This is a genomic window from Prolixibacteraceae bacterium (assembly GCA_019720755.1).
Classification (GTDB): domain Bacteria; phylum Bacteroidota; class Bacteroidia; order Bacteroidales; family Prolixibacteraceae; genus Halosquirtibacter; species Halosquirtibacter laminarini.
Window position 1 is genome coordinate 2,723,195 of sequence record CP081303.1, and the last position, 19,682, is coordinate 2,742,876.

The window sequence follows — 19,682 nt, forward strand, 5'->3', positions numbered from 1 at the left end:
TTTAAGCCTATTTTAATACAACATCAGACCAAACTAAACGATGGTCTGACGCATTTTTACCAAAAGTAAGCACTCCTAATGCGTCTGATTTCTCTTTCCAAAAAACACTAGTTTCCAACACAATTAGGTCCGCAGAAGGAAGCACATAGTCAATACGAAGGCCAAACACATTGGTATCTTGATTGTCGGGGCCTTTATGACTCCACTTAAATGTTTTATTATACTCTGTAGCTCCTTTACTAAATGGGATTTTATCACCAACAGCAACTTCACTATTTAATGTTTCACTTTGAAGTAAAGAGACGATTGCAGAGTCGAAACTATCCCCATCGACAGGATCCGCATTCATATCTCCCATGATCACAAATGAAGCATTCGGTTTCAGTCCTCCTTTTGTTCCTTTATCGTCAACCATATAACTCTTATGCTCCACATAGTCTTTAATTAGACGGATCTCATCGTAATTACGTTTCCCATTACGATCCTCCTCTCCATCAAAAACAGGAGGTGTAGGATGAGCAATAATAGCATGTATTACATGGTTATTTATCTTTATTGGAACATCTACATGATTTTTAGAAGAGATTCTTAGGTCCTCTTTCTCTGTATCATTAAACCATTGTGAGCCGTCCTCCAATACTGGCCAATTAGGATTTGGCATCTGTTTCCATTTAAAATATTGGAATGTTCTTACAGCATCTTTGTCGATAGGATACTTTGATAAAATAACAAAGGCATACTGTCCCTCAAAGGCACCAAATCCATATCCATCTTGAGGAAGGCTTAATTTATTATCTTTGTTTATATCAGATTCTGAAAGAACTCCTGTATTAGAAGGAAACATCATAAAATAGGGGTAGTGCACTGCCTTGTCTCCCTTCTCTAGGTACTCCTTCATAAAGAGCCTTAATCCCACACCTTTGGCATCATAGTCAAACTCCTGAATACAAAGCACATCGGGATTTACCTCTTGTATTATAGATGCAACATTTTGAGCTTGAACAGAGCCTGACTGAAGATCCTTTATCAGCATCCCCTTCTCAGGACGGTTTAGAGCACTATTAAAAGTAGAAAAACGAACAGTCAACTCTTTTTTCTCACAAGAACTTAAAAAAGTTATAGTAAGAATCTGAAATAGAAAAAAAAGCTTCTTCATATTGTTATAAATTTTGAATAGTTAGTTTTTTGTAGACTTCAGATCTTGCAATACAGCAAAACTACTTACAGACATGAGTGCTGCTGTTTCGGTACGAAGACGCTGCTCTCCTAAAGAGATTTCTCTGTAACCGTGAAGTTTTGCAAATTCCACCTCTTTCGACGTAAAATCTCCTTCAGGACCAATAAGAACTTTCACCCTATCACTCAAAACAGTCCGAACAAATGAGACACGAGGAGCATCTTCTTCACAATGTGCAATAAACTTCTCTCCATCGAAAGGTTCTAACACCACCTCTTTAAAAGATATGAGATCATCGACTTGAGGAAGATAGGCCTTTATTGATTGCTTCATTGCAGAAATTGCAACTTTTGTCAACCGTTGAATCTTAACCATCTTTCTCTCAGAGCGGGAGCATAAAACAGGGGTTATACGATCCACACCGATTTCGGTTGCCTTCTCGATAAACCACTCAATACGATCAATATTCTTTGTGGGTGCTACGGCTATCTCAATATGATAATTTCTCTTTTGAAATTCCTCTGTCTTTTGAATAATTTCCAAAGCACAAGCTTTAGGATGCGCATTGATTATACGAGCTTTAGCAAAGACTCCTTTACCATCCACAAGCTCAATAATATCTTCTTCTTTTAAGCGCAAAACCTTTACACAATGCTTTGACTCAACCTCATCTAACACATAACGATCTTCCACAAGATCTGGAGTATAAAATAAGTGCATAATTTATTTCTGCTATTTTTTTTCAAAAATAGCAGGAATAAACAACAAACCATCCTATTTCTTAAGGAAATAAAGAAAAAATAGGTTCTCCAGATCTAACCGAAAGGTCGATCCACTCGCACACATTAAATTCAATACATATGGCATTTGCAGTAGACAACCAACAATCTAAATCTTTAGCTAGTTGGTTAGATAACATCGAAAGCATTGGATTATGTCCAACAACAAGAAGTGTATCTTTATGAGAAGGAACCCACTTTACGATCAGATCCAAAAAATCGTTTGTGGTCAAATCTTCATATAATTGATGAGAGATCGCACAACTTTCATCTGCAATATTCAGGCGATTCTTATATATCTCAGATGATTGATATGCTCGCTTAGCATCACTCCTAATCATAAATACATTCGACAAAGTCATTGGGGCACTAACAGAAACCTTTGACGATACTTGCTCTGTATTATAAACCCCTTCAGGAGTTAACTGTCTATCAAAATCATCTACATCCCACGATGCAGATTCGGCTTTTCCATGTCTTATAAAAACGATCTTCTTCATTCTCTCTATTTATCATTCACTTTCCTAATTTAGTCAATGATATAAATAAAAATAACTCTTTCTTCTTAATTTCATAAAAATATTCAAACAAGCTTCTCGATGAACATAGAATTGTCCTACAAAGATATTCACATAATAAATCACACAACAAAAGATACGATGTCAATAATTAGAACAAAAATGAATAGGCCTTGGTCACTATTATCTATTTTACACCTATTGAAATTCATCACAAACTAGCGTACATTTGCGGATCTTTAGAAGAAGATGAATTATACATAACAATTAAAAAATAATGAAAATGGATCAAATACTGATAACTAGAAGTGAAAACAAATGTGAACTATGTGGAGCAACAGAGAATCTATCTAGCTATCAAGTACCTCCTGTAAAAGAAAACAATTCAGATAAAGCAGTATATATTTGCGACACATGCAAAAATCAAATTGAAGGGAATACAGATTTGGATGCGAACCACTGGAGGTGCTTAAATGATAGCATGTGGAGTCAAGTTCCTGCAGTTCAAGTAATGGTATGGAGAATACTTAATCGTATAAAAGCAGAGGTATGGCCTCAAGACCTTCTTGACATGATGTATATGGACGAGGAAACACTTCAATGGGCAAAAGCAACTGGAGAAGACCAACAAAACGAAGAAGGAGCTGTCAAGCATATCGATTCTAATGGTGCTACCCTAACTGATGGAGATACTGTAACATTAATTAAAGACCTAAATGTAAAAGGGGCAGGCTTTACTGCAAAAAGAGGAACTGCTGTTCGAAACATCTCTCTCGTACAAGACAATCCAGAGCATATTGAAGGAAAAGTGAGTGGACAACATATTGTTATTCTTACCAAATTCGTAAAGAAACAGTAGCCACATAGCGCTCTATTTCGTTTTAAACAGGCAGTACATTGTTCTTCAAATCAATATACTGCCTTTTTTTTCACAGTCTACGCAAAGAAAGATCAACTAAATATTTAATTAGTTTTTTTACATTAACTTAACAATATTATCTACATATCGGTTAAATTATGTATACTTGTACAGTAATTATAAAAACATAATCTAACCTTTTATGAATTGGCATAAAATAGCTAGAAAAACATTCATTTTTTTTCTATTAAATGCAGTGGTCAGTCTGCTAATCTCTACAAGATACTTAAACAACATAGACAGTGTCACCTGGATATCAGGTTCTTTTATCACAGTGGCCTCTATAGGACACTTCTTTGCAATCACCTCTCTACTATTCTTAGTTCTACTTCTTCCGATAAGAGTAGGGTACAAATATCCCAAGGTCCTAAACACTATATGTATTTTGATTGGTTCTTTTGCACAAACCGTGCTCTGTATCGACACATTTGTATACCAACTATACCGCTTCCACATCAATGGTTTTGTATTAGGATTGGTATTTGGAGAGGGAGCTGGCGAGATATTTCAAATAGGAACCCAAACTTATATTACTGCAACTGCCGTAATACTTGGGATTGTTGGACTAGAGTCTCTGCTTCTATTCATAGCGAAAAAGATAGCAAATAAAGAGGCAAAGAGCGCAGTAAGAAGGATTGCCTACACTGGATTATCTTTCATCCTTATAACAAACATTAGTTTTGCCTATGCTGATGCAATCATGTATAGGCCTATCATGAAGGCAAAATTCATCTACCCTCTCTTCTACCCGTTGACTGCCAAATCTTTCATCTACAAATATATTGTTGATAGAGAGAAGATAAACCATAATCCAGAGATACACCTCTCTAAAAACAGAGAGATCAACTATCCCAAAGAGGAGATCGTAACACAAAAAGCCAAAACGAATATCATTGTTATTATGATCGACTCTTGGCACCATCAGTGTATGACGCCTAAGATTACTCCAAATATCTATAACTTCTCCACACAGAACCTTGAGTTTAAGAATCATTATAGTGGAAGTAATGGAACAAGAGGAAGTGTATTTGGCTTTTTCTATGGTATCCCAGCCTTATATTGGGACGACATGAAAACAGGTGAAATTTCCCCGGTATTTTTTAATACGTTAAAGAAATATGGATACAATATTCAAACATTTCCTAGTGCAACCCTAAGATACCCAGAGTTTGATCAAACAGTATTTTTAAATATCGATAATCTAAATATAAAGACGAAAGGGAAGAAGGCCTCTGATAGAGATATTCAAATCACTAAAAATTTCATCCAATACATAAAGGATAAAAACAATACCAAAGACCCTTTCTTTAGTTTTATTTTTTATGATTCAGCACATGCTATTGCACATCCAAAAGATTATAAAGGTCCTTTCTCTCCAGAATGGAAATATCCTAAATACGAGAAACTATCCAACGATTTAAATAGAGAAAAATATTTTAATCTATACAAAAATACCCTGCATTTTGTCGACAATCAAGTCAAAGAAGTGATCGAAGAGATAAAGAAACAGCAACTTTTGGACAACACAATGATAGTCATTACAGGAGATCATGGACAGGAGTTTAACGACAATCACAAAAACTATTGGGGACATGGAGGTAATTTTACCGAGTTCCAAACGCAAATACCTATGATAATTCATATTCCTGGAGTGGAACATAGATCATACGAACACTTTACTACCCACTACGACTTTGTTCCTACAATGATGCAAGATATTTTTCATTGTAAGACAAAAACCTCAAGTTACTCTGTGGGGAAGAACTTCTTCTCAGAAGAGGATCGTATGCCTATCGTTATGGGAACAAAAACCAATTTTGCTTTTAGAGAGAAAGACAGGATCACTTGTGTTAACTATGATGGGACATACGACCTGACGGATCTATCTCTAAATCCACTAGAAGAGGAATCCATTCACGCAAAAGCATTAAACAGTGCGCTTAAAATTACCAATCAATATTATGGGGAACAATAACCCATTTCACACAAAAACACTTAGGGGGTATCCAATAGGATATTCCCTTTTTTTATCGTTTAAAAACATAGCCAATAAGAGAGCATATAAAAAAATTACGATACAATAAAAACACTCACTCCATCACTATCATAAGATAAACAGAGTGATTATCTACAACTTAAAAACATCCAACGCTTCCACTCCTTATTCCCCTTTCGAAGTATTTACATATTCGACTCTCTAAAAATCTATATCCCCCTCAACACCAATAACGATCACGAGATAATATATAAAAAACGTAAAGAGGGTGCCCAAATAGATTGAACACCCTCTTTTTATTTTATATGATAAAATAATCTATAGAATAGGCTCTATCACAAGATAAAGCTGCTTCTGCTTATCATTCATTCTATACTGCTTCATTGGTGGGGGACCACAACTAGCACCTCCTAATCCTTGATGTTCTACATCGATATTTACAACCGTCTCCGCATAAGGAGTCAGTTCATAAGGATGGTTGGCATCATAGATTTCAGAAGGGGTATTGCGAGAAGCATCAAAGTTAAATTTCTTATCACTAGAAACTTTCATTCCTTTTCCTGCTCTATCCACAAAAGCAACCCAACGTACGTCGCTTCTATTACCACTATCTTGTGGTTTGATATATTTCTCCTCCAAGTTGTCTACCATTTTGTTGTAAACACCCATAAAAGCAGATTGTTTTCTATCACGATACGACTCCCACGGGCCTCTACCATACCATTCAACCGCATTAAACTGAGGTTCTAATTCGAACTCCAATCCTAGGCGAGGCAAAGAAGCACCAAATTTATCAGGAGCAAAATCCGAAGTAAGTTCGATAGCACCAGAAGGATAGACCACGTAAGTCATCTTCGTTTCTAGCGTATATCCTTTCTTCGCGATGGTCTCAATGGTCATCTTCACCTGTACAGCCCCGTTATCAAGAGGTTTAAACTTAAATGAATTACATTTGAAAGAAAGGTCGTTCAATCCAGCCTCTCTCCAATTCTTAATTACTCCATTCCCGAAGTGGAAATCATTATCTACAGGAGCTCTAAACAACTGAGGAACGACCGCTTTAAAGTGATTTGCTGTACGGATTGCACCATTTTTTTGTTTTGCAGCCTTCGACATATCCATATCAATAAGTTGCTCCTGACCATACTTCAAGTGAGTTAGCACACCATACTTCTTATCGAATGACACTTCAAATGTTTTACCCAAAAGCGTCAACTGCTTCTTTCCATCTTCCACATTTACAGCACCAAGAGCATCATGACGTTTCACAAAGTCAAAAGAACTTCTATCTTGTAACAACAACTGCTGATGTGCCACCACATGATCTACTTCAGACCAAAGATTAGATTCTTTAGTAATCAACGAAATATTCAAATAGTAGTCAGCGCTACTGTCTAGTTCAGTTGCTTCATAAGGAACAGCCACACTTGAACTCTCTCCTGGAGCAATAGAAGGCATCTCTTTATATCCTGAAGAGACACAAACTCCATTCTTCAAATACTCCCACTTCACACGATACTGAGATAAGTTAATAAACTGATATTTGTTCTTAATAGTAACCTTCTTAGATCCATCTAAAGTGAAACCTACATATTGGTAAATCTGCTTCACCTCTTCAAGTTTTGCAGAGATAGAACGATCCGAAGGAATCACCCCATTAGCACAGAAGTTATTCAAGTTTGGTTTATCTCCAAAATCACCACCATAAGCATAGAAATACTCACCAGGCTTACCAGGAACCTCTTTGCGAATCCCTTGATCGACCCAATCCCAGATACATCCACCAACAAGACGAGGGTATGTTTCGATAGCATCCCAATACTCTTTTAAGTTTCCGATTGCATTACCCATCGCATGTGCATACTCACAAATAAAGAATGGCTGAGAGTTGTTCTCTTTTCCCTCTTTAATAAGGTCCTCTACAGAAGGATACATAGTAGACTCCACATCTGCAATCTTATTCATTCGCTCGTAGTGAATCGGGCGAGAAGTATCTAGAGCAAGAATTGCATTCTTTCCAGCAACGAAGTTACGTCCAGGACCAGCCTCATTACCTAAAGACCACATCACAATCGAAGGGTGGTTTTTATCTCTTTCCACCATCGACACTTCACGATCTACATGGGCTTTCTCCCAAGAAGGATCATGTCCCAAACTCTCTTTTCCATAGCCATAACCATGAGACTCTACATTTGCCTCATCCACGACATACAAACCATATTGATCACATAGCTCGTACCAGTAAGGATGATCAGGATAATGACAAGTACGTACAGTGTTAATATTATGCTGCTTCATTAGAACAATATCACGAATCATCGACTCTTTTGAAACCGCTCTACCATCAATAGGATCGTGTTCATGTCTATTAACCCCTTTTAATAAGACACTCTTTCCATTCACCCAAAACTGCTGGTCTTTGATCTTAATATCACGGAAACCAACCATATGTTTTACCACTTCAATACGATCACCTTTAGTATCTTTCTGATCGATGATCAAAGTATAAAGGTTTGGTATCTCTGCAGACCAAAGAAGAGGATTCTCTATCTTCTTCGATATATGAACAATCTTATCTTTTTTAGTAGAACCAGAAGAAACTTTTCCTGACTTCAATGCCACCTTCTCTCCAGAAGGAGTCAGTAGATAGGCATCATAAGCGATTACACCCCCACGACCTCTAAATTTCAAATCTAAATCGATATTTGCCTCTTGATAACTATCAGAAAGCGTAGTCTTAAAGAAGAAATCTCTCAGATAAGTCTTAGGGCGTGCAAAAAGAACTACATCTCTATAGATACCAGAAAATCTCCAAAAATCCTGATCCTCCAGATAACTACCATCACTCCAGCGGTATACCTCTACAGCAATCTCATTATCTCCCTTTTCAAGATATTTAGTAATATTAAATTCCGCAGGAGTCATCGAACCTTGGCTATATCCGACCTTTTGTCCGTTAACCCATACATACATTGCACTCTTCACTCCTTTAAAATGAAGAAAGATCTCTTTCCCATCCCAATTAGAAGGAACCGTAAAAATTCTTCTATAAGATCCTACAGGGTTCGGATATTTTGTTTTGGTCCAAGAAGCTGGTGTAGGAGTCATAATATTCGGTGCATCCTTTGCCATCGGATACGTTACGTTCGTATAGATAGGCACTCCATATCCCTTCATTTGCCAATTTGAAGGAACTTCGATATCATCCCAATGCGAAACATCAAACGATTTCTTGTAGAAGTCAACAGGACGATCCTGGGGTGCTTTCACCCAATGAAATTTCCAAACCCCATTTAGAGTCTTCACCAAAGAAGAGTTTAACTCCTCTCCGACTAAGGCTTCATCTAAGTTCACATAAGGAACCAGCGAAGTATGGGCAGGCTCTTTGTTAATACCAATAACATGCTGATTCTCCCAATCATGTTGTTTCGACTTCGCAAAGGAAGTAGAAATAGAAAATAGCATAAGAACTGCTAATTTAGCTTTCCAATGTGTAATCATTCTTTAGTTGTTTTATAAGTTTATAATTCAATCTTACTTACAAGTATAATGCTTTTTATCCTTAAATAAAAAAGCATTATGATCTTAATTATGAAACTATTAATACAACAGATTATTCACATAGTATACCTTAAATTACATGTAAAGTCTTAGTGGTAAACTTTATGCAACAATAAAGTACAACATTACGCCCTCTCTTTACCTAATCTGCTATAAAGAAACTATTTTGTACCCATTACAATAAAAGTAAAGCCTCCTGTCATAATAGCACCATTAATTGGATCAATTACCTTAATGATAACACTGTTTGTAGTAATACTCTTTATTTCCGTTGTAAAATAACGAGGACTACCCGATACTAAATTAGACACAACAACTGGTTTTTCAGAAAAACTCTGATTAAAAGTAATAATATAGTCATTGCTTCCATTTTTATTTGCAGTAAAACCAACTCCTGACACAACATTTCCACTTGAATTAACTTCTCCTTTGATAATTCGAGTAACAGATTCAACAGCTTCAACTGACCCTCCACTAGAGGAATTTGCATCTTTCCAAATAGGGACCCCATTACTCATTTATAGAACCTGACCTTCTCCCCCTGCAGGAACCAATCCCCATTCATATCCATTATAATACATCAAGTCCCCTTTTTGGTTTCCATCAATCTTGATCATTGGCGCTTCAGCAGATCCAGTTAAATTACCAGAAAGCCGAATCAATCCTTCATTATATATCGTAGCTGTCATATATGCAGGTTTGTACTCAGCAATAATATTGTGAACGTAAGCAGTAGTTGCAAATTTTGATGAAATATCAGTAGTTCCATGTGTAAGAGTAGTAGTCCCAGGTGGCAAAATTGGGCTCCCTGTAAAAGTTGGAGAATCAATATCCGCTTTGCTTATAATATCGGTTGATTTTATATACCCTTTGGCAGTAACGATGGCATCGACCTGAATAGGAGTTAATGTAGTATTATCTAGATACCCACTCAAATCAATAGAAGTAGCACTACCATTACGAGTTATCTTTAAAATATCACCCTCTAACGACAAATCTTGAATCTCATTGTTCGCATCGTCATCCTGTAGATCTGCTACCTTCAGATATCCTACAGCAGCTATAATATTTTTCACCTCTTCAGTAGTAAGTTGTGTATTCTCATTATCCAAATACTTACTCAAATCAATAGAGCTAGCAGTACCGTTACGAGTTATCTTTAAAATATCACCCTCTAACAACAAATCTTGAATCTCATTGTTCGCATCGTCATCCTGTAGATCTGCAACCTTTACATATCCTACTGCAGCGATAATATTTTTCACCTCTTCAGTAGTAAGTTGTGTATTCTCATTATCCAAATACTTACTCAAATCAATAGAGGTAGCGGTGCCGTTACGAGTTATCTTTAAAATATCACCCTCTAACGACAAATCTTGAATCTCATTGTTCGCATCGTCATCCTGTAGATCTGCTACCTTCAGATATCCTACAGCTGCTACAATATTTTTTTACCTCTTCAGTAGTAAGTTGTGTATTCTCATTATCCAAATACTTACTCAAATCAATAGAGGTAGCGGTGCCGTTACGAGTTATCTTTAAAATATCACCCTCTAACGACAAATCTTGAATCTCATTGGTAACATCACCATCTTTTTCTTTGACTGCAATATTCTCTTGATCAATAATCTGCGATGCTTGAATTACGATACCATCGGATTTGTCCCAATCAGAAAATAGCGGATCTGATTCATTTAGTGTACCACTAATAGATTCTGCCGTTTTTGCATGTAATGCATAAGGAACACTTAATAGTTGGCTCACCCCTACCAAAGTGTAGTCACTACCACCAGTAATATCTGTTTCCACTTTAATAAAGAATACCCCTTCTGCCCAATCAATATTGGAAAACGGATCAGAAGTGCTCCCGGTTCCTATTTGAATCGAAACCAATCCATTTTTATTACTTATAATGTTATGAGTTTCTGTATAAATCGTTGCCCCTTCAACGGAAGATTTGAGGATACTGACCTTCATACCAACTTCTTTATTAACATGCAATTCACCTTTACCATTTCGGATGACTGCTTGATAATTTATGGCTTCTGGACTTTGAGCAAATATAGAAAAGGTAGTGCTACAACTTACCATTAGTAAGAGTAAAAGCTTATGTAAAATTCTATTCATATCAATTAGGTCTTTATAATCTTAAATACTTTCAATTTTATATTTCGTCTCATGACATACAAAAAGAAAACTCCAGATAGATAAGAGCTCATTTCAACTCTTGTTTTACCTGAAGTGATACTACTGGTACTTAGTAATTTACCTTGTGAATCGAATAATCGATAAGATAGCTGTTCATAACGATGGTTTCCACCGACTTCTATTTGCAGAAAATCTATCACAGGGTTCGGATACGCTGAAATATCGAATAAATCAATGTCTTTAACATCAACCCCTACTAAAATCAATATTTCATATGGCTGATGTACCCCACTAGAAACATATCCATTTTCTATAGAACTATTGACTACAGCTTGACCGATAGAATAACTTATTGTTGCCCCATTAATCCCCAAGATCTTTTGTCCACTACTATTACATGAACTTTGTGCAATTGCTGTAGTAGCAGAAAAGGCAAATAGCAAACATGTTAAAAAGTAAATATTCTTTATCATCCGCAAATCAAGTTAAAATTTATATTTAGTTCATTAAATCAGTAGACTCTTCTTAAAAGAAACCAATATTTACCATATACATGATGAAGAAAACACTTTGAAAAAAAAACTTAAAATGATGCGAATAAATAAATTCATCCCAAGTATACAGTCCAATTGGCATGTAAGAAAAATCCGACTATTTAACTCACACAAAGAACAGACAATGTTAAAATTAGTTCAATTACTAAACCCCGAAGTCGTCTGAGGATTCATTATACACACTGAAAGAAGAAGAAAAATGACGACACAACCTGCCCCATTACCAATAAGTGAGCTTTTACTTTTCTTATTATCTAAAATCGTTTTAAACAAAAAAGAGGATACCCAACAAAATTGGATACCCTCTTTTAATATTTTGAATAGTGAATAAAATTTAAGGATACTAACGGTAAAGGTGTTTCACCCTATCTTCAATCACATCTTTTATCTCTATAAAATTATCTTGAAGCCTCGTCATGTTTTCATACAAGAAATCCATAATCTTAGGCCAATGTTTTGGTTTATGAATATCCACATCTCCCATAATAATAGAGATACGTGATACCATCTGTCCATTCTCTTTCTCGTACAACAATTCCCACTCCAAAGGCTCTTCAAAGCCATCTTCTATAAGAAGTTTAAACTGCACTAAGATCTCATAAATCAACAATCTTTTATCCTCACTTTTAACAGTCACATCCAGACTCACACTTGCAAATCGGCGATCTACTTCAAAGCGCAAATCAATTTCTTTGATTCCCGTGTGATCCAACATCCATTTAGAATACACACTTCGTTCTATATTATGCTGTTTGGTATATAATTTAAAATCGTCCCAAAACTTGACAACCAAATCCCTCTTCTCTTCTCTACTATACATACTATGATTCGTACGACTCTGCTGGTTTAATATTTGGGATGATTTGAACTAGATCTAAAAGCAATCCCTCTTTCTCTGGGGTTGTATCTGGAATTGCTGATTCAATTAAATCAACCAAATCTTTCTTCTTGGAATCATCCACGATGCCCTCCATGTTTTCGATCACAGTAAATGCCTCAAAAGCCACAAGGAACTCTTTATGCAAAACAAGATCAACAAAAACAGAAATATGAGGACAAAAGTCCATCCCGTTCTCCCAACATATCGACACCAAATCTTTCTGTACATCAGCATTTGGAGCTTGTTTAATAGCCTCTATAATATATGGGATTGCCTTTGTATGTTTTATATCTGCAAACAGCCCTAAGATGGAACGAACAACCAAAGAGTCGTTTGTCGAATTTAAAACACCAATCACTTCTGGAAGAAATGAACTATCTCCATGCTCTCTCAACATTGCAATGGCTTCTGCAATTCTCTCTTGATGACCAGATTGAAGCAATGCTACAATCTCGCTCTTATTTATTCCTTTCTCTTTCATAGTACTTTTAATTACAGTTGAAAAGACGAAATTGTTCGATTATACCCCCAATTCATCTCCACTTTTTTCAACAAAAAAAAGAATGCTATCCATAGCATTCTTCCTATATCTAGTTCTAGAAATATACTATCCAAACAACGAATCCACAAACTCATTGCGATAGAACACTTGTAGATCCTCCATACCTTCTCCAATTCCAATATATCTCACTGGAATCTTAAACTGGTCTGAAATACCAATCACGACCCCTCCTTTGGCTGTACCGTCCAACTTAGTAACGGCCATACTTGTAACCTCCGTAGCAGCAGTAAACTGTTTTGCTTGTTCAAAAGCATTCTGTCCAGTAGAACCGTCCAACACCAACATCACCTCATGAGGTGCATCTGGAATCACCTTATCCATAACTCTCTTAATCTTAGACAATTCGTTCATCAGATTAATCTTATTATGAAGACGACCAGCAGTATCAATAATCACTACATCTGCATCACTATTTAAAGCAGATGATAGTGTATCATAAGCAACAGAAGCTGGGTCCGAACCCATCTGTTGTTTTACAATAGGAACACCTACTCTCTCCGACCAAATCTGAAGTTGATCAATCGCAGCTGCACGAAATGTATCGGCAGCCCCCAACACTACTTTCTTACCAGCTTTCTTATACTGATAAGCCATCTTCCCGATTGTAGTTGTCTTTCCAACCCCATTCACCCCAACAACCATAATTACATAAGGCTTTTGTGGAAGAGGAGATTCAAAATCCAACACGGTATCTCCAGAATTATTTTCCTCTAGAAGAGATGAAATCTCGTCACGCAAAATTCCCTGCAGCTCTTTTATTCCAAGGTACTTGTCTTCAGCCACACGTTGCTCCACACGCTCAATAACCTTCAGAGTAGTATCCACTCCCACATCAGAAGTAATCAACACCTCTTCAAGATTATCCAACACCTCATCATCCACTGTTGTTTTACCAACAATAGCACGTGAAAGCTTTTTAAAGACACCCTCTTTAGTCTTTGCAAGTCCTTGATCAAGACTCTCTTTCTTCTTTTTTGAGAAAAAATCGAATATTCCCATTAGATATATTATTTGATGCTTATGATACAAATATATTCAATACTTGACATATAAAAAAAGCTCTTATCAATAAATAATTGATAAAAGCTTTCTTATTTCTTTCCTTTATAATAAAAATAGTAGATTATTTCTTAAAGAAATCCTTTACTTCTTCATTAGGAACGATACTCTCAGAAAAAGTATATGAACCTGACTTCTCTGATTTCACCATCTTGATTACTTTAGCGTAACCTTTACCAGCACCTTTTTGAAGTGATGCAACTGCTTTTTTAGCCATACCTCAAATTATTTTATTTCTCTGTGAAGAGTTACTCGTTTCAAAATCGGATTGTATTTCTTCAACTCCATACGATCTGGAGTATTCTTACGGTTCTTTGTAGTGATATAACGAGAAGTACCTGGCATACCACTCTCTTTGTGCTCAGTACACTCCAAAATCACTTGAACCCTATTACCTTTCTTAGCCATCGTCTAAGTTAAAATTAAAAGTTAGTAATATAGCCTTTTTGTTGTGCATTTTTCAATGCAGCAGCTAGCCCATTTTTGTTGATAATACGCAAACCTGCTGCTGATACTTTAAGAGAGATCCAACGATCCTCCTCAGGAAGGTATAGTTTCTTTGTAAATAAGTTTACAAAAAACTTTCTTTTAGTCTTCCTGTTCGAGTGAGAAACATTATTTCCCACCATTACTTTTTTACCGGTTATCTGACAAACCTTTGACATTGTCAATAATTTTTTATTCCGTCCTAATTCTTAATTATCCTCAAAGTCTCTATCTTTCAATAAAAGAGAAATATTCAATGTGGTTCGTCCTCCGACATCAAACACTTTTATTTCAACAATAGTTCGACTGATGAACAATATCGTTTTTAAACAACTGCGTGCAAATATAAAGCAAATATTTGATTTACTGATATAACAAATAAAAAAAAGTTCATTTTTTTCACTCTTTTAATAAGCTATAATCAAAAAACAACCACAATACCGCCTTCATCTACATCGAAATACAAAATACTAAAATCTGATTCTACAAAAAACAATCTCGTATATTCATTAATTTCTATCTAAAACAAAGCCAAGTGACGATACGCTCAAGAAATCGCAACAATCAGAAATTCATTTTCCAAATTCAACACTGCTGTTAATCCACTAATTTCACCCATTAAAATTGTTCGTGAACCTAAAACACCTAAACAAATTACTGTCTTACTTATAGGTGTTTTGGTTCACACAACAAATACATCAAAAAAAAACAAACATCTAGCTTCTAGACATACGGAGCAAGAAACTACAAAAGTAACGATCTAAGATCCTCTAGATCAAGAGTAGATGAAGTATCTGTTCCCTCTAGAATTTGATCGGCAAGATTTCTTTTGGTTTCATGTAGCCCTATAATCTTCTCTTCGATGGTTCCTTTGGTTATCAAGCGATAAACGGTCACAGGCTTATCTTGCCCCATACGATGAGCGCGGTCTGTAGCCTGATCTTCAATCGCTGGATTCCACCACGGATCCATATGAATTACATAATCGGCTGCGGTAAGGTTTAACCCAACTCCACCAGCTTTCAAGCTGATAAGAAACACTTTGGGAGTTCCCTCTTGAAACATCTGAATCTGTTTATTACGCTTAGCCTTGCTCATAGTACCATCCAAATAACAATACTCATACCCCAATCTTTTCACTTGAGATTCGATCATTTTCAAATACCCCGTGAACTGACTAAACACAAGCACTTTATGGTCGCCATCAACAATGGTATTCAGAAGAGTCTCAAAATCTCTTAGTTTAGAACTATCTACTTTCATTTCACCATCTACCAAAGCACTTGACAAACATGCTTGACGCAATCTTGTAATCTCAGCAAGAACTTGGAATCGTGCTTTTTGCGGCTCTGCATTCTCTATATTCTGCTGTGCCATAATACGACAAGCCTCATAATAATCTTTCTCTTCACTCGATAATTCTACCTCTCGAACAATCTCTGTCTTTTTGGGAAGCTCGGTTAACACTTCACCTTTCGTTCTTCGCAGCAAAAAAGGACGAAACAATCTCTTTAAAAGCTCTCTATTCTTATCGACACTCTCGCCATTAAGATACTTCAACTGAAAAGATTTGTAATCGCCTAACAAACCTGGTATTAGAAATTGAAACAGATTCCAAAGCTCTCCCAAGTGGTTCTGTACAGGTGTTCCTGTTGCTGCAATTCGAAACTTTGCTTCTAGATTCATCACGGCTTTAGAACGAGAAGTTTGGTTGTTTTTTATGGCATGGGCTTCATCCAAAGCAACCACATTCCAAGTTCTACTTTCCAACAAGGAGGTATTCGATTGCAACACACCATAGCTTATAACAAGGACATCACTATGGGTTAAAGACTGAATAAATTTCGGTCTATTCTTTAATGGAAGGATCTTGCAATTTAACGCACAAGCAAATCGAGAAATCTCTCTCTCCCAGTTCGACACAACAGAAGAAGGAGCAACCACCACAGATGGTCCTTGGGCTTTATATTTATCGAGTAGTGCGAGAATCTGAATTGTTTTACCCAACCCCATATCATCAGCCAAACAAGCACCTAAACCTAGTTCATACAATTTACACAACCACTGAAAACCTTCCTTTTGATAGCTCCGTAACTCAGCCTTATACTCCTTGGACACCACAAAATTCTTTCTATCTATTTTCTGGATCTTCTCATGATGTTTCTTCCAATCAGAACTCACCTTTACATCCTCATGGTCCATCCAATCGTCAAACACGTCCATTAACATAGGATGTATTCGAAGTGATTCGTTATCCTCTGTAGAAGTTACTCCCAAAGCAGCAACCTTTTGTATCTTTTTCTGTAACGACTCACTCATTGACACATAATGACTTTCATCCAATTTAATAAAACGATTGTGTCCATTATTGGTGCGTTTCATAAGCTCCACCAATGAAATAACATTATCCTTATCCAATTGCCATTGACTGCTCAAATCAAACCAACCATTGCTAGATTTTACCTCGACATTTAGATCTTTTTCAGTAATAGTATTTGACAATTTAAAAAACTCTCCTTCTGGCCATAACATCGTCCATGAAGGAAAGTTCTCTTTGACAAATGTCATCAACTTTAAAGACTCTAGTATATCACTTGAAGTTAATGAAAGATCTTCCTCCTGAAAGTCAAAATCCGTATCTTTAAATGCTTTAATCACCTCTCTACGCAGCTTGATCTCTTTCTCTTGATCTGTTCGAACCAAAAAAGAACGCCCTGTGCCTTCAATCACTAAATCTCTTGACTCGCACGCAATCTGACTCAAATAATTCTGAATATCATGATGTTTAATCATAAAGTCGACTCTCAACAGATCACCAATAGGGCACATCTGCACCATAGGTCTTGCGACACTCTCCTGTACAGATACAGTCGCTTCATTCGGATCACCATCGATAAAAAGCTTGGTTGAAAGCCCTTTTAAACTCACTTGAAATTCAGACCATTGTTCTTCTGGAACTTCAATACAATTTCCACACTCTACCAATATTTTAGAGAACTTAATCTCTATATCCGATGCTTTGGTCACAAAGACATTGGTATCACTGTCAAAATAATAAGAGTAATTTTTTTCAACCTCTCTATTTCCCGTAATATAATAGATATTTTTACTCTTAACTATTTCAACAATAAAAGGATATTCTGTGATCTCAATCCGGTACTCATAATCTTTGTTTGAATAAACATGAGGATGTTTTCGCAAAACATATAACATTTTCCCAAAGCAGGAAGTGTTCATGTCACCATAGCGATCTTCTTCATAGCAATTGGCTACCTCTATATCAATAATACTTGCAGAGGATGGTGGAGAAGTATTCAGCTTTGAAAATGAAAGCTTTCTTCCTTTATTTAATCCTTTTGCACCATAAGATCGCTCATAAGCATTCAGCTCCATATAGAAACCGAAATCACTCAAAATCCACATCACACACGAATTGGAATGTTTAGACTCTTCCATACTGAGCGACTGTATCATTTTGAGCGCCTTAACCCACGGCTCCTTTTTATCTAAAAAGTGATAGGTATAGAAGTCATCTTTTAGAAAGAAATCAAAAGGGATTTTATCTTCTGAGTCTTTTTCTGTAGAAACAATCTCATTACACTCCACCAAAACACGTTGAATATATGTGTTTTCTTTCAATCCTTCAATCTCATCTCTATTGCTTTTAATAATTCTAATTATGAGAGATGGAAAGCCTAGCCATCTTGCAACCCAAACACCTATAATCCACGGAATATCAGCAAAGTCTTCCAACTCTTGATACAAATTTAACCAAGCGCTTCGACTATTGAGCTCTTTTCCCTGATGGGCTCTAGCATAAAGTCGTAAAAACTTATAAGACAAGAAATAAAACGCTTCAATTCTATAGGTGGGTACTTTATAATTTGAAATCCCATCATTGGCAAGAGAAAGAAGTGCTTTAATCGATTTATCATCATTATTTTTTACCAAAATAAATGCGATAAATAGCCCACGAAGACCAGGAACAAACAACTTCTTTTTGGTATGGTTCATATGACCATTAGTCCATTGATTAAGTTCATTTATGGGGACAGATCTCAGGGAACCAAGATTATCAAACCAAGGCAATTTATATTCATTAAACTCTTCTCCTACACGCTGAATAAGCTCACCTATATACTTCTTATTACCAACAAAAAGAGGAGCTCCAATCCTTTCTTCATAAGTAAGCTTCTTTAATTCGGTTAAACGAGGATGAATCTTTACTAAACTAAATAAGATTTTATTTGGCGTATAAGTGACTATAAGTTCGATTATCCGACTTATGACCTCAGGCTGAAAATGATCAGAACAAACATCGATTTGCACCAAAAGTTCATCTAAGATGGCCTCATTAGAGTAAAGCATTGGTAAAGCAAACAGTTTATCAGCAATCCTTCTCTGATTCTCTATTATTCTATATAAATCAATAACATTGTGACTCTCATCTCGTTTCAATCCAGAAACAAGAAAATCAACACAAAACCTAGGTTCACAAAGTTGTAAAGCAACAAATACCTTCCCTTCAAAAGACAATTGCTCATCCTTTTCGATGGCTTTCATCATCACCACTCCAAACTCACTATCACTATAAAGTTTTCCATGAACCTCATCTTCCCAATTGTTATAACTAAAAACAACACATCCATCCTGATCCTTATGTAATATTTTTATCTCAAGTAAATCTGAGATAAAATGTTCTAATTTAGCTAAAGTATAATTCTTAGAAACTTCGCATTCTAACTTTAAACTCCAAAGGCATCGTTTGAACAGTTCTACATCACACACTTCCATAAGTTCCATAAAGTGACATGCATAGCAATAAAGCTCAGACGCATATTTATTCTTATTTATTTCAACATTAGATCCCATTTTCTCTTTTTTTGGATTGTAACCATAAAACAACAAAAAATTCGTCATAGTCCACTACAAATCTGACTACAATCAGTATCTTAACTTTTTTTTAATCTCTTACACCACAATATTTAGGTGTTTGTTCACACAAATATTTGACTTCCATTAATTTAGTTGTTTTATTTTATT

At 36.0% G+C, this 19,682-nt stretch carries 17 protein-coding genes; 2 read left to right on the forward strand and 15 right to left on the reverse strand.

Features of this window, described 5'->3' with window-relative positions; translation table 11 throughout:
* Window positions 1-7: 7 nt before the first annotated feature.
* The 3 genes from K4L44_10630 to K4L44_10640 all read right to left on the reverse strand — a co-directional run bounded on the left by K4L44_10630 (window position 8) and on the right by K4L44_10640 (window position 2,456).
* A complete protein-coding gene (locus tag K4L44_10630) occupies window positions 8-1,156 on the reverse strand; it encodes an endonuclease/exonuclease/phosphatase family protein (protein QZE13044.1) in 1,149 nt (382 codons plus the stop codon).
* Between the two features lie 21 nt (window positions 1,157-1,177).
* Window positions 1,178-1,897: a 16S rRNA (uracil(1498)-N(3))-methyltransferase gene (locus K4L44_10635; protein QZE13045.1), complete on the reverse strand. Its 720-nt coding sequence runs from the start codon at window positions 1,895-1,897 to the stop codon at window positions 1,178-1,180.
* Window positions 1,898-1,958: 61 nt separating this feature from the next.
* Complete coding sequence (locus K4L44_10640) at window positions 1,959-2,456, reverse strand: hypothetical protein (GenBank protein ID QZE13046.1); 498 nt, start codon at window positions 2,454-2,456, stop codon at window positions 1,959-1,961.
* Window positions 2,457-2,757: 301 nt separating this feature from the next.
* Here K4L44_10640 and K4L44_10645 point away from each other — a divergent pair, with 301 nt between their 5' ends.
* The gene (locus K4L44_10645; GenBank protein ID QZE13047.1) at window positions 2,758-3,333 is read left to right on the forward strand and encodes a PhnA domain-containing protein; all 576 of its coding nucleotides are present in this window, start codon (window positions 2,758-2,760) and stop codon (window positions 3,331-3,333) included.
* A 202-nt stretch (window positions 3,334-3,535) separates the two neighbouring features.
* The gene (locus K4L44_10650) at window positions 3,536-5,368 is read left to right on the forward strand and encodes a DUF3413 domain-containing protein (protein ID QZE13048.1); all 1,833 of its coding nucleotides are present in this window, start codon (window positions 3,536-3,538) and stop codon (window positions 5,366-5,368) included.
* A 339-nt stretch (window positions 5,369-5,707) separates the two neighbouring features.
* On the opposite strand, the gene K4L44_10655 is transcribed toward K4L44_10650, so the two are convergent.
* The 12 genes from K4L44_10655 to K4L44_10710 form a co-directional block, all read right to left on the reverse strand.
* On the reverse strand, window positions 5,708-8,890 hold the full coding sequence (locus tag K4L44_10655) for a DUF4981 domain-containing protein (protein QZE13049.1): 3,183 nt from the start codon (window positions 8,888-8,890) through the stop codon (window positions 5,708-5,710).
* Between the two features lie 221 nt (window positions 8,891-9,111).
* A complete protein-coding gene (locus K4L44_10660) occupies window positions 9,112-9,468 on the reverse strand; it encodes a hypothetical protein (GenBank protein ID QZE13050.1) in 357 nt (118 codons plus the stop codon).
* Window positions 9,469-10,323: a hypothetical protein gene (locus K4L44_10665; protein QZE13051.1), complete on the reverse strand. Its 855-nt coding sequence runs from the start codon at window positions 10,321-10,323 to the stop codon at window positions 9,469-9,471.
* 25 nt (window positions 10,324-10,348) lie between these two features.
* Window positions 10,349-11,077, reverse strand: coding sequence for a hypothetical protein (locus tag K4L44_10670; protein QZE13052.1), 729 nt, complete (start codon window positions 11,075-11,077; stop codon window positions 10,349-10,351).
* Window positions 11,078-11,082: 5 nt separating this feature from the next.
* Window positions 11,083-11,571 carry a T9SS type A sorting domain-containing protein gene (locus tag K4L44_10675; GenBank protein QZE13053.1) on the reverse strand — a complete coding sequence of 163 codons (489 nt, stop codon included), beginning with the start codon at window positions 11,569-11,571 and terminating at the stop codon, window positions 11,083-11,085.
* Window positions 11,572-11,995: 424 nt separating this feature from the next.
* A complete protein-coding gene (locus tag K4L44_10680; protein ID QZE13054.1) occupies window positions 11,996-12,472 on the reverse strand; it encodes a DUF4268 domain-containing protein in 477 nt (158 codons plus the stop codon).
* A gap of 1 nt (window position 12,473) precedes the next feature.
* Window positions 12,474-13,013, reverse strand: a complete 540-nt coding sequence (locus K4L44_10685) for a hypothetical protein (GenBank protein QZE13055.1) — start codon at window positions 13,011-13,013, stop codon at window positions 12,474-12,476.
* A 126-nt stretch (window positions 13,014-13,139) separates the two neighbouring features.
* Window positions 13,140-14,093 (reverse strand): signal recognition particle-docking protein FtsY, encoded by a 954-nt coding sequence (gene ftsY, locus K4L44_10690; protein ID QZE13056.1) that lies wholly within the window; start codon window positions 14,091-14,093, stop codon window positions 13,140-13,142.
* A gap of 124 nt (window positions 14,094-14,217) precedes the next feature.
* Window positions 14,218-14,370, reverse strand: a complete 153-nt coding sequence (locus tag K4L44_10695) for a DUF4295 domain-containing protein (protein QZE13057.1) — start codon at window positions 14,368-14,370, stop codon at window positions 14,218-14,220.
* 8 nt (window positions 14,371-14,378) lie between these two features.
* The gene (gene rpmG, locus K4L44_10700) at window positions 14,379-14,561 is read right to left on the reverse strand and encodes a 50S ribosomal protein L33 (protein ID QZE13058.1); all 183 of its coding nucleotides are present in this window, start codon (window positions 14,559-14,561) and stop codon (window positions 14,379-14,381) included.
* Between the two features lie 14 nt (window positions 14,562-14,575).
* Window positions 14,576-14,818, reverse strand: a complete 243-nt coding sequence (gene rpmB, locus K4L44_10705; GenBank protein ID QZE13059.1) for a 50S ribosomal protein L28 — start codon at window positions 14,816-14,818, stop codon at window positions 14,576-14,578.
* A gap of 565 nt (window positions 14,819-15,383) precedes the next feature.
* Window positions 15,384-19,511, reverse strand: a complete 4,128-nt coding sequence (locus K4L44_10710; protein ID QZE13060.1) for a DEAD/DEAH box helicase — start codon at window positions 19,509-19,511, stop codon at window positions 15,384-15,386.
* Window positions 19,512-19,682 lie beyond the last annotated feature (171 nt).

Bases quoted from the DNA above. Each gene is read 5' to 3' on its own strand.
- K4L44_10630 (QZE13044.1), bottom strand. From the start codon at position 1,156: ATGAAGAAGCTTTTTTTTCTATTTCAGATTCTTACTATAACTTTTTTA.
- K4L44_10635 (QZE13045.1), bottom strand. From the start codon at position 1,897: ATGCACTTATTTTATACTCCAGATCTTGTGGAAGATCGTTATGTGTTA.
- K4L44_10640 (QZE13046.1), bottom strand. From the start codon at position 2,456: ATGAAGAAGATCGTTTTTATAAGACATGGAAAAGCCGAATCTGCATCG.
- K4L44_10645 (QZE13047.1), top strand. From the start codon at position 2,758: ATGGATCAAATACTGATAACTAGAAGTGAAAACAAATGTGAACTATGT.
- K4L44_10650 (QZE13048.1), top strand. From the start codon at position 3,536: ATGAATTGGCATAAAATAGCTAGAAAAACATTCATTTTTTTTCTATTA.
- K4L44_10655 (QZE13049.1), bottom strand. From the start codon at position 8,890: ATGATTACACATTGGAAAGCTAAATTAGCAGTTCTTATGCTATTTTCT.
- K4L44_10660 (QZE13050.1), bottom strand. From the start codon at position 9,468: ATGAGTAATGGGGTCCCTATTTGGAAAGATGCAAATTCCTCTAGTGGA.
- K4L44_10670 (QZE13052.1), bottom strand. From the start codon at position 11,077: ATGAATAGAATTTTACATAAGCTTTTACTCTTACTAATGGTAAGTTGT.
- K4L44_10675 (QZE13053.1), bottom strand. From the start codon at position 11,571: ATGATAAAGAATATTTACTTTTTAACATGTTTGCTATTTGCCTTTTCT.
- K4L44_10680 (QZE13054.1), bottom strand. From the start codon at position 12,472: ATGTATAGTAGAGAAGAGAAGAGGGATTTGGTTGTCAAGTTTTGGGAC.
- K4L44_10685 (QZE13055.1), bottom strand. From the start codon at position 13,013: ATGAAAGAGAAAGGAATAAATAAGAGCGAGATTGTAGCATTGCTTCAA.
- ftsY (QZE13056.1), bottom strand. From the start codon at position 14,093: ATGGGAATATTCGATTTTTTCTCAAAAAAGAAGAAAGAGAGTCTTGAT.
- K4L44_10695 (QZE13057.1), bottom strand. From the start codon at position 14,370: ATGGCTAAAAAAGCAGTTGCATCACTTCAAAAAGGTGCTGGTAAAGGT.
- rpmG (QZE13058.1), bottom strand. From the start codon at position 14,561: ATGGCTAAGAAAGGTAATAGGGTTCAAGTGATTTTGGAGTGTACTGAG.
- rpmB (QZE13059.1), bottom strand. From the start codon at position 14,818: ATGTCAAAGGTTTGTCAGATAACCGGTAAAAAAGTAATGGTGGGAAAT.
- K4L44_10710 (QZE13060.1), bottom strand. From the start codon at position 19,511: ATGGGATCTAATGTTGAAATAAATAAGAATAAATATGCGTCTGAGCTT.